This window comes from bacterium (genome assembly GCA_026398675.1).
Lineage (GTDB): Bacteria > RBG-13-66-14 > RBG-13-66-14 > RBG-13-66-14 > RBG-13-66-14 > RBG-13-66-14.
Genome location: JAPLSK010000208.1, coordinates 1 through 9,849 on the forward strand (window position 1 = coordinate 1; position 9,849 = coordinate 9,849).

At 56.3% G+C, this 9,849-nt stretch carries 8 protein-coding genes and 1 pseudogene; all 9 read right to left on the bottom strand.

Translation table 11 applies throughout. The features are described from left to right. Positions 1-193: 193 nt before the first annotated feature. The 9 genes and pseudogenes from NTW26_06900 to dnaN all read right to left on the bottom strand — a co-directional run bounded on the left by NTW26_06900 (position 194) and on the right by dnaN (position 9,529). Positions 194-2,062, bottom strand: a complete 1,869-nt coding sequence (locus NTW26_06900; protein ID MCX7021985.1) for a DNA alkylation repair protein — start codon at positions 2,060-2,062, stop codon at positions 194-196. Further along, the gene (locus tag NTW26_06905; protein MCX7021986.1) at positions 2,049-2,594 is read right to left on the bottom strand and encodes a BglII/BstYI family type II restriction endonuclease; all 546 of its coding nucleotides are present in this window, start codon (positions 2,592-2,594) and stop codon (positions 2,049-2,051) included. Before NTW26_06905 ends, NTW26_06900 begins: the two co-directional genes overlap by 14 nt. Then, a pseudogene (locus NTW26_06910) lies at positions 2,591-3,457 on the bottom strand (site-specific DNA-methyltransferase). The gene NTW26_06905 and the pseudogene NTW26_06910 overlap by 4 nt, the downstream one beginning before the upstream one ends. A gap of 73 nt (positions 3,458-3,530) precedes the next feature. Beyond that, entirely contained in the window at positions 3,531-4,583 is a 1,053-nt protein-coding gene (locus NTW26_06915) for a LysM peptidoglycan-binding domain-containing protein (GenBank protein ID MCX7021987.1), read from the bottom strand. A 125-nt stretch (positions 4,584-4,708) separates the two neighbouring features. After that, positions 4,709-5,773 (bottom strand): divergent polysaccharide deacetylase family protein, encoded by a 1,065-nt coding sequence (locus NTW26_06920; protein ID MCX7021988.1) that lies wholly within the window; start codon positions 5,771-5,773, stop codon positions 4,709-4,711. Between the two features lie 21 nt (positions 5,774-5,794). After that, on the bottom strand, positions 5,795-6,307 hold the full coding sequence (locus tag NTW26_06925) for a hypothetical protein (GenBank protein ID MCX7021989.1): 513 nt from the start codon (positions 6,305-6,307) through the stop codon (positions 5,795-5,797). 31 nt (positions 6,308-6,338) lie between these two features. Then, entirely contained in the window at positions 6,339-7,604 is a 1,266-nt protein-coding gene (locus tag NTW26_06930; GenBank protein ID MCX7021990.1) for a hypothetical protein, read from the bottom strand. Between the two features lie 177 nt (positions 7,605-7,781). Further along, the gene (locus NTW26_06935) at positions 7,782-8,333 is read right to left on the bottom strand and encodes an ATP-binding protein (protein ID MCX7021991.1); all 552 of its coding nucleotides are present in this window, start codon (positions 8,331-8,333) and stop codon (positions 7,782-7,784) included. 89 nt (positions 8,334-8,422) lie between these two features. Then, entirely contained in the window at positions 8,423-9,529 is a 1,107-nt protein-coding gene (gene dnaN, locus NTW26_06940; protein MCX7021992.1) for a DNA polymerase III subunit beta, read from the bottom strand. Positions 9,530-9,849 lie beyond the last annotated feature (320 nt).

Genomic DNA, 9,849 nt, shown 5'->3' on the forward strand with positions numbered 1-9,849 from the left:
GGAGGTCCGGCAGGCGGTCCAGTAGCGCCGCGTCCGCCGCGACGGGCAGGCCGCACAGGTCGTCCAGGGTGACCTTGCTCGGCCGCTCCGCCACGGGCTGCGGCGTTATCCTCGACAGGTCTATCTCGGGGTAACGGCTCATTTTTATTTTGGGTCGGTCACGGTGATTGTAGCAAAAAGGTCGGGTCGGGGGCTATCGGGAGGGTTTCATCTTCCCGGCCTTGGCCCGCAGGCGCCCGCGGACCTTCTCATCCGTGAGCTCGCGCAGGGCGTCGGCGGCGATCCAGCGCGCCGCCATCGAGTCCCTTTTCGCGATTTTCACCGCCGTTTTCACCGCCGCGGCGTTCAGCGCGAGGTTGCGCTTGCCTATCTGACGCAGGGCCCAGTTGACGGCTTTCTTGACGAAGTTGCGCCCGTCGTCCGATGCCCGTTCGATGAGCGGCAGGTGTTCCAGGAACTTGCCGTCGGGCGCTTTTTTGTCGTGGACCGCCAGGGCGGCCAGGAGGGCGAATCCGGCCCGCCGGACGAACTCCTCCTCCCGCCCCGCCCACTCCGGCACCTTGGCCCAGGCGAAGGGCGTCCGGTCCACCAGGTTCGAGCAGCACTGGTCCACCAGGTCCCAGGAGTCGAACCCGCCCGCCCAGTGCTCCAATTGCTCAATTTCTCCGGCCATGACGACCAGCCACTCGATCTGTATCGCCGCGAAGAGGGCGGCGACGACCCACAGGCCGACCCTCCTTTTTCTCGAATTTTTCAGCGTGACCCAGAAATCGCCCCCCCGCCGGAGACGACCGGCGAACACCGCGGCCACGACCGCCAAAAGCGGCGTGGTGGGGATGTGGTACACGGGGTGGGAGAAGCTGACGAAGTAGGGCAGCGCGTAGAGCAACGAGATTCCCAGGAGCACCGTCAGGGCGTCCCTCCCCGGCAGCGCCTTGCCCCCCGCGAAGAGCGCCGCGACGACCGCCCCGGCGATGCCCACGTAGAACGCGCCGTCGGCCGCGATGGCCGCCAGCCCCACCCACAGCGGCAGGCCGAAAATTTTTACGAGGTACGAGCCGGTGAAGCTGTCGGTGGCGAGGTAGGTCCGCACGCGGCTCAAGCTGCGCACGAGGAAGAGGTCCGGCCGCCCGGCTATCTCCCCCCAGGCCACCGCCGCGTAGCGCCCGCTCCGCAGGTGCGCCGGCAGCGTGTCTATCTCGACCACCAGGCGTCTGAAGTTGGCGGGCCACCCGGATTCGACGCCCGCGTGCGACCCCAGCCACCAGGTCTTGTAAAGCGGCGTGTACGGGTTGTTCCCCAAAAAGAGGTTCCACGTGTTGGCCTCGTTGATGAAGACGAAGTGGCCGGTCATGTTATCCGCGACCAGGAGCCAGAGAGCGACGACGCCGACCGCCGGCAGGAAGGCCGCCAGCGGCGGCAGCGGCTTCTTCAACTTCACCGCCAGATAGACCGGCACCCCCGCGAGGAGGACGAGGCTCGTGGGCCGGATGAGCGCCGTGAAGCCCAGGACGCACCCCAGGATGACCGCCGTGCCGGTCCCCGCCCCGCGGACCAACCGGAGGGTCAGCCAGGCCGCCGCGGTAACCCCCACCGCCGTCGGGAGCTGGGTCAGCGTGTCCACCGAGTTGAGGATGTAGCACGGGTAGAGGGCGAAGGCGATGAGGAAGAGGTTGGCGCCGAAGCGGGCCGCCCCCGCGCCCTCCGGGGTCCATTTCTCCTCCCGTGACGCGTCCAGAACGAGGCGGTACCCCAGGAGCGCCAGCGCCAGGAACCACAAAAGCATCGAGGCCCGGGCGAGGAACTCGCCGGAATTCAGGCGCCCGAAGATGGAAAGGAAGAGGGGCAGGCCCGGGGGCCACTGGGGGGTGTAGCTGGTCCCCGTGGCGAGATACCCGGCTTCCTTGAAGTAGCCCGAGGCGTCCGAGATGAGGGGCTGGTCGGCGACGAGGAAGAGGACCCCGAGGCGCAGTGCGACCGCCAGGAGGAGTATGACCCACCCCGCCCGCCGGTCTTCGAGAAGATTAAAGAAATTCCTTCTTTCGGGGTTAATCAACGTCAATTAAGATGATCATTACCGGAACGGCAGGGTAGTGGCGCCTAAGTCTTTCGATGTCTGTAATTAATTGTTCACCATAGGATACGCCTGTGGACATCTCCTTAAAAAGACTGTGGCTTGGCACTATTTCAACGCCAACATCGGTCTTGTTTTCATTAAAAAAGTATTGGAATTTTGACATATCGTAGAACATAGAGAAATATTTACCAAATTGTACTTCAATTAAAACCTTCCCTTTTACGAAATCGATCTCCTTAGAGCCTTTCTCCAATTTTATATCACTATTTGGTATATCACGTGTATACGTTTCTTTTAATTTTGTGTAACCCATCTTTTTAAATTCACTATTGAATTGGTCATTCATGCCTGAAGGATCGTAAAGAAGCTTGCCTTTCATGGTTTTCTCTTCACTCACTTTAGTGCGTTTAGCTTTAACTATCGAGATAACCTGGTATATCTCCTTTAGATGAACGGGATATCTTACCTGCAGTATCTCGGCGCCGCCCAAATGCGAGTAGATATAGACCACCTTCATAGCTTCTCCTTGGTCCCTGTGTGCAGTGTCAAGCTTGATTGATAATCCGCAAAGGTAAGTATCTTCGGTGGTATATTGTTCGGGTTGCTTGGGTTATACACTTCCCTTATCATCGGTCTTATTTTCAGTTTACCATTTTCCGCTAACCGTAATCTTTCCTTTGTGATTTCAATGTATTTATCTACCATTTCAGCTCCGATGGCTTTTCTACCGTTGGCTATAGCTGCAATAGCCGTAGTTCCGACTCCGAGGAAGGGATCGAGCACCCAATCCCCTTCGTCCGTCATGGAAAGGATTAACCTCTCGACTAACTCAACGGGGAATTGGCACGGGTGCTCCGTTTTTTCGACGTGGTTTGCTTTTACGTTGGGTATCTCCCAAACGTCGGATGGATTTTTACCGAGGGGGTTGCCAGAAAGTTGTCACTTTTTAGGACCTTTGAAATACTTCTTCTTCGGATACTTTTGGGGTACTCGGATGGGATCGAGATTGAATGTGTAGTTCTCGCTCTTGGTGAACCACAGTATAACCTCGTATCTGCCGGAAAACCTTTTTGAGGCGTGTAGACCGTGTCCGAAGTACCAGACGATTCTATTTCTAAGTGATAAACCTAAAGAATCGAAAATTGGGTATAAGAGCACATCCAGGGGTATGATACCACCGTTCTTTACGTAATTTCCAACCTGCCAACAGATACTGCCGGTTTCATCGAGAACCCTCACACACTCCTTTATTACTTCCGACTGTTGCTCGACGTACTCTTGAATGTCTAGCTTTTTCTCGTATTCCTTACCGATGTTATAAGGTGGCGACGTAACGACCAGTTTAATGTAGTTGTCAGGGATGGTCTGTAATAATCCCATGCAATCACCATGATAGAGAACGAAGTCGGCTTTAGGATTAAAGCAGGAATATATCTGAATAGACACGGTTTATTTACCTCCGCACGTAGTCCACGTAGTCGCCGATTTCCAGGCGGGTGGTGGCGCCCAGGACCAGGCAGGTCGCCGTGGAGTCGGTGACCTTCAACACCCCCAGCGTCCCAATCTCCTCGTCGGGTAGCCGGACCGCCTCGAGGCTGGCCGGGTCGTCCACGGTGCGCCCGGAGCGCCAGACGATGACCCTCGAACCGGGCTCGAGGCCCTGGTCCGACCCCCAATTGATGTAGACCACGTTCCCCTGGGCGGCGTAGCTGCGGCCGTCGCGCTCCCAGCAGACGTACCCCCGCTCGGCGAGCGCCTCCTCCTCGGACCCCCACACCGGCGGCTCGACCCCCGTGCGGAAGCGGAGAAACTCGTCGTCTATCTCCTCGCGGAAACGTATCTTGTCGCCGATGAGGATGGCCTCGTTGCAGGAGATGACCTTGGCGCGGCTGACATCGGGGTAGACGTCGGTGACCTCGATGACGCCGACGTTCTGTATGAGGCGGCCCACGTCTATGCGCGAGTCGGGGATGACGATGCGGCCCTTGTCGCGGTAGACGAGGAACTGGGCGCCGGGGTAGAAGCCCTCGTCGTCGCCGCCGGAGATGTACACCTCGTCGTAGAGGGCGACCATGGTGCGGTCCTCGTCGGCGGAGGCGACGATGTGGGCCAGCTCCCAGTACTCGTCTATATCGGGCACCACCATGCCGCCGTATTCCAGCAGGCGCCGCCAGAGACCGACGAGCTGCTCCCGCGTCAAGGCCACGATGGGCTCGTCGTCGCGGATGCGGACCTGGATGCGCGCGGGGAGGTCGGGGGGGACGTTGGGCGGGATGTAGATCTCCTCGCCGGGGTAAATCCAGTGCGGGTGCTCCACTATCTCGGGGTTGGCCTGCCAGATGAGGGGCCAGAGCCAGGGGCTGCCCAGGAATTCCTCGGCCAGGTCCCAGAGGGTGTCGCCGCGCTGGACGGTGTAGACGCGGTCGGGGTCCAGTTGGCCGCCGCCGGCGGCCAGGGCGGTCATCAAAATCAGGGCGACGACGAGAACGGGTGTCTGGCGGCGCATGGCATCTCCCGGCGGAGTTTCCATGATGAGTTTAGCCCCCCCGCGGGGCCGGGTCAAGCGTCCGGCAAGGGGCTTAAGCCCATTTTCTCCTCTCCCTTGCCCCCGCGGGGCCGGGTCAAGCCGAGCTACTCCAGGCACTGCGATACCCCGACCAGGGCGACGCCGGCCTCCCGGGCGTAGGAGATGACCTCGCGGATCGCGTCGAGGGTGGCGTCGCGGTCGTGGCCGATGACGACGACGGGCCCGTCGCGCTCGAGAGCGAGGTCCACGGCGCGCTTTAGCTCTTTGACCACGGAGCGGCGGGCGGGGTCGTTGTCCAGAAAAATGTCCCGGCGGGCGTGGGGCAGGCCGTACTCCGCGGCCATGTCCGCCGCCACCGAGGTGTGGTACGTCACCGAGTCCACGAACCACAGGCCCCGGCCGGAAATCTCGGCGAGGACGACGCCCATGCAGCGGCGGTCGGAGGTCAGCTTGGAGCCCATGTGGTTGTTGACGCCGTCCACGGGGCCGACGTCGTCCAGGGCCCGGCCGACGAGGCGGCGAAGCTCGTCGTCGGTCATGTAGGTGTAGAGCGCGCCGGGACCGGGGTTTTCATTTCCCAGCGGCTCGCAGGGGAGGTGGAGCATGACCTCTCGCCCGGCCTCCCGGGCGGCCTGCGCCACCGCCCGTGAGTACGCGCGGTACGGCATCACCGAGGGGGTCACGGGCAGGTCGAGGATGCCCGTTATGCTGGGGTCGCGCCCGCCGCAGTCGTCTATGATAATGGCCAGGCGCGGGCCGCGGGGGAGCACCACGGGCCAGGTTATCACGAGGCGGAAGTGCTCCGGGCCGCCTTCGGGACCGAAGCGCATGGTCAGCTCGCGGCGTCCGGGCAGCTCGCGGACCTCGTGGGAGAGGACCACGGCGCCCAGCTCCCCGGCGCGCCCGGCGGCGGACTGGGCCAGAAGCTCGGCCTCGTCGGCGTCCGCGGCGGTGACGCCGAGCTCGGGCGCGGGGAGGCGGTTGGGCGGGCCGACGGGCCGCCGGTCCAGGTGGAGCGGGAGGACGAGGGCGATGTCCGCCTCACCCTTGACCGGTTCGGGTAGTACCGGTCGCGGGGCGCGTGCGCAGCCGGAATACAAAAGGCAGAGGGCGAGTCCAAAAAGGGCGAGCCTTCGGGCCCGCCTCGTTTTCGGTCCGTACCTGTCCAAGTCCCGGGGTATCGTCGTCCCCTAGTCGGAGTGGTCCGGGGCGCTTTCCACCACCGAACGGCCGCGGCTCAAGAACACCACGTTGAAGAGGTAGAGCACAAGGATGGTCACGGCGGCGCACAAGATTATCGCCTCGACCATGTTCAGCTCCACCGTGGCAATCACCTCGCCCTTCCCCAGGGCGGCGGCCTCGTTCCTGACCCAGTCCTCGGCAATCGGGGCCGGTCCCGTGGGGAGCACGACGTCCTTCTCCTTGGCGGCGACGCGGGCCTGGGCCGCGGCCAGCTCCTCCTCGTACGCCGCCTGCAAGCGCGCCTTCTCCGCTACGATCCGGTCGTAGACCGTCTGGGCGCCGTAGTGGTCCACGTAGATGCGTTGGTAGTTCATCTGGGCGAAGAAATTGTCCCCGCCCAGGGGAACCAGGAACGGCTTCTCCGCCGCCGTGATCCAGAGGTAATCGCCGACCGCCAGGCCGGCGAGGAGCACGATGAGGACTATCACCTGCCAGACCTTGTTCGCGCCGAGGAAGTTCATTTGTTCTCCATCAGGAGTCGGTATCAAATCTTCATTGCCCACTAGGTAAGTTTAGTTTATCGAAGAATGCTTTATTTCTTTTTTCTGAATCATTAACTAATTTATTATATGAAATTACTTCAACATATGCATGTTTATTTGGATTATAACCAAAATAGCCAATTTGATCAGGTGTTTTGTAAAATGCTGCCGCTTCCGCCCACCGGACTAGATTAGATGTTATATCACATATAATGTAGCAGTAAAATGGTATGTTTTCCCCAATTGAAATTGGCCGCCCATCAATAGTTTGCTTCCTTCTATTTTTTATATCATCTATGTAGTCATATACTTGTGTAATTGGGTTTTCTTTTTCGCTATAATCCTTTCTTTGCGGCCTTTTAAATTCAATTATAGTTATCGAACTATAGGGAGCATTATTACCTTCAGTAAATGCATGAGCTTTGTCGAAGATAATTATATCAGGACGTTTTTTTGATGTAGATCCACCAACAGTATTGGATAATGGCTTATCTGAGGCAAGATAAGTGTGAAATGCTAACCTTTCATCAATTATCCATAAATTGTGTTTATCAAAAGGAATATCATCGGATGTTTTTCCCATTGGAAATATTATATTATGAATTCTATCTTCTGTTTTATATTTTTTTCCCTCAACACGTGAAAGCTGTATTTTTAAAAATTTCAAAACCACCTTTCTATGAAGTACATATCTAGCTAAATCTGTCTTGTGCAGATCGGAAATATTATTAAATACTTCTTCAAATTGACCTTCATATTCTTCGATTTCGTTTCCGTCTTCATTTTGCTTAAAAAGTTCATCTGTTTCAATATGTGTCTTTTCTAAAAGTTGTAAATATCCTTTATATAATTCACGGTCCATATCAGAATTAGTTGCATCAGGCTCAACGCGCTCTATTGAATCTTTTAGGTGGTTGATTATTGGCCTATAGAAAACCCCCTCATTTTGAATGAAAGAATTAACACGCTGTTCTTTTTCTTGAGCAATTATATCTGTAAGCGGCTTGAGGTAATTAGAACATTTATATTGAACTTCTGAAATAATGTCTCTATAGGTAATTTCATCAATAAATCCATCAGGGTCATCAACTATGTTAAAGTCTGATCTGTCTGATTTAACGTTCTCATCTAAATATTCACCCTTTAAGTAAGCACCGTAAACAAATTCTTTGCCTTCAGAACCATTAAATCGTTTAGGGAGATTTTTTATACCAGAAAGTTTAATAGATCGAACAACTCTTTCATCGGCGCAAAGGTAGAGATAGTGATCATTCAAATGAGAAGTATAAAGAAGTAAATGACAGAGTTCAAAGTTATGCCCTTTGATATTTAATTTCTCGTCTTGGCTTGATTTAGTATTCTCAATAAATAAATTATTTATCGTAATTTCATTTAATTCATCCTGAATTTTAACGAAAGGGCAATTATCTGAACGAAAACTGCTCAGAAATTCTTATAAAATAAACCGTGCAATAACATCTAAACGTTTTCTACTGATATACTTCTGATATTTATTTTTAATAAGGCAAAGTCTCAAATCGGTACCAGAAGTACACGCTTCAATTTTATCAAGGGTATAATGCGTAATACCTTCCTGTGAAAAAGTAAATTTTCTTTCAAAGCACTCTCCATTATTAACATACTTACTTGAAATGACTGCACGTTCAAATACAACAAGCCATGTAAAACGCCCTATCCCCTTTCCACCTCGGGTTTGTTTATATGTTGTATCGGCTGTTAAAAAGGCTTCATAATTCTCATCATTCATACCTATACCATTATCAGATATAACAAATTCAACAATATTACCAGTGCCCGGTTCAACTTCATCAAGTAGTGAAGGCTCTCTTGTGGCAGTTATAAGTATTTCTCCATTTGGAACTTGAGCATCCTCGATTGCGTGAAATGAGTTTGATATTGCCTCAAAAACAGGCATTAGAGGTTTTCCTGTAGAGACAAACGTATTGCGAATTAGACCTCGGATATCAGCTTGCATGGTTTTCATTGAACACCCTAAGTAAAGTAGGCAATGAGTATGGCAAGTTAGTGATTAAGTTTAAACCTAATCACTAGAGTTAGGGTTTTTGAAAAATTCTAGAAGTCGTCCAGGCGCATGGGCATTATGAGGCAGAGGTATTCGTCGCTCCCCTCGCCCTTCAAGAGGCCCGGCCGGAGGTTTTCCAGGAGCAGCAGCTCGATTTCCGGTGCGTTGGTGGCCTTGAGGGCGTCGCCGACGTAGCGGGCGTTGAAGCCGATTCGCAGCGGCTCGCCCTCGTAGGTCGCCTCCACCGTCTCCACGGCCTCGCCCTGCTCGCTCTTGCCGGTCACGCGGATGACGTTCCCCTCGAACTCGTAGGAGACGCGGTGGGATGTCTCGTCGGCCATGAGGGCCACGCGGCGGGTGGCGTCCTCGAAGAGCCCGCGGTTGATCCGCGCCTGGCGGGGGAAATCCTTGGGGATGAGCTTGTCGTAGTCGGGGTACTCGCCCTCGATCAGGGAGGCGGTGAGGATGGTGTCGGCGAAGGCGGCCACGATGTGGCCGGGGCCGAGGGAGAGCTCCACCTTCTCCACCTTGGCGGCCAGCTTGTCCATCTCGACCACCGCTTTGGTGGGGACGATGCCGGCGAAGTCCAGCTCCACCCCGTCGTCGAGGGTTCGGGCGCTCTTGGCCAGCCGGCGCCCGTCGGTGGCGACGAAGGTCAGCTCCCGCCCCTTGGCCACCACGTACACCCCGTTCAAGAAGTAGCGGGTTTCGTCGTAGCTGACGGCGAAGATGGTCTGGCGCATCATTTCGCGCAGGGTGTCGGAGACGACGGCGAGCGAGCTTTCGGGCGAAATCTCCGGTCGGGGCGGGAACTCGTCGGCGTCTATGCCCACCAGGGAGAAGCGGGAGTTCTCGCACCTGACCGTGCAGCCGGTGCCCTCGGTGGAGAGGGTCACCTGGGCCTCGGGTAGCTCGCGCAGGATGTCGGTGAGCTTGCGCGCGGGAAGTGTCAGCTCGCCGCCGGTGGATACCTGGGCGGAGGTTTTACAGCTCACCCCCACCTCGAGGTCGGTGGCGGAGAGGTGCAGGCGCCCCTCCTCGGCGTCGGCCTTCAAAAGCACGTTGGAGAGCACCGGAAGAGGCGGGTTCTTCTTGACTACGCCGGCCACCATGGCCAGGGTGTCGAAGAGTATGCCTCGGGAACAGCTGAACTCCATCTAACTCCTCCCCGTCTGGGAGATTTTTTAACGCCCTGAACGTTCCACCGTGGACAACGGCCCAGTCGAGCCCATCAAGCTTCTCCCCTTGTGGGAGACTTTTTAACGCCCGGATCGTTCCGTTGTGGAGAGTAACCAGTCGGACCCAGCGAGCTTCACCCCGTCCGGGAGATTTTTTTTTAACGCGCCTGAACATTCGGACGGCCTTACCGGGGGCCGGAGTCGGGGTCGTCCGTCAATATTCGGACGGCCTTACCGGGGGCCGGAGTCGGGGACGTCCGTCAATATTCGGACGGCCTTACCGGGGGCCGGAGTCGGGG

What these genes read in the sequence shown, in the direction of transcription:
- NTW26_06905 (MCX7021986.1), bottom strand. Translation starts at nt 2,594, where the DNA reads ATGAAGGTGGTCTATATCTACTCGCATTTGGGCGGCGCCGAGATACTG.
- NTW26_06915 (MCX7021987.1), bottom strand. Translation starts at nt 4,583, where the DNA reads ATGCGCCGCCAGACACCCGTTCTCGTCGTCGCCCTGATTTTGATGACC.
- NTW26_06925 (MCX7021989.1), bottom strand. Translation starts at nt 6,307, where the DNA reads ATGAACTTCCTCGGCGCGAACAAGGTCTGGCAGGTGATAGTCCTCATC.
- NTW26_06935 (MCX7021991.1), bottom strand. Translation starts at nt 8,333, where the DNA reads ATGAAAACCATGCAAGCTGATATCCGAGGTCTAATTCGCAATACGTTT.
- dnaN (MCX7021992.1), bottom strand. Translation starts at nt 9,529, where the DNA reads ATGGAGTTCAGCTGTTCCCGAGGCATACTCTTCGACACCCTGGCCATG.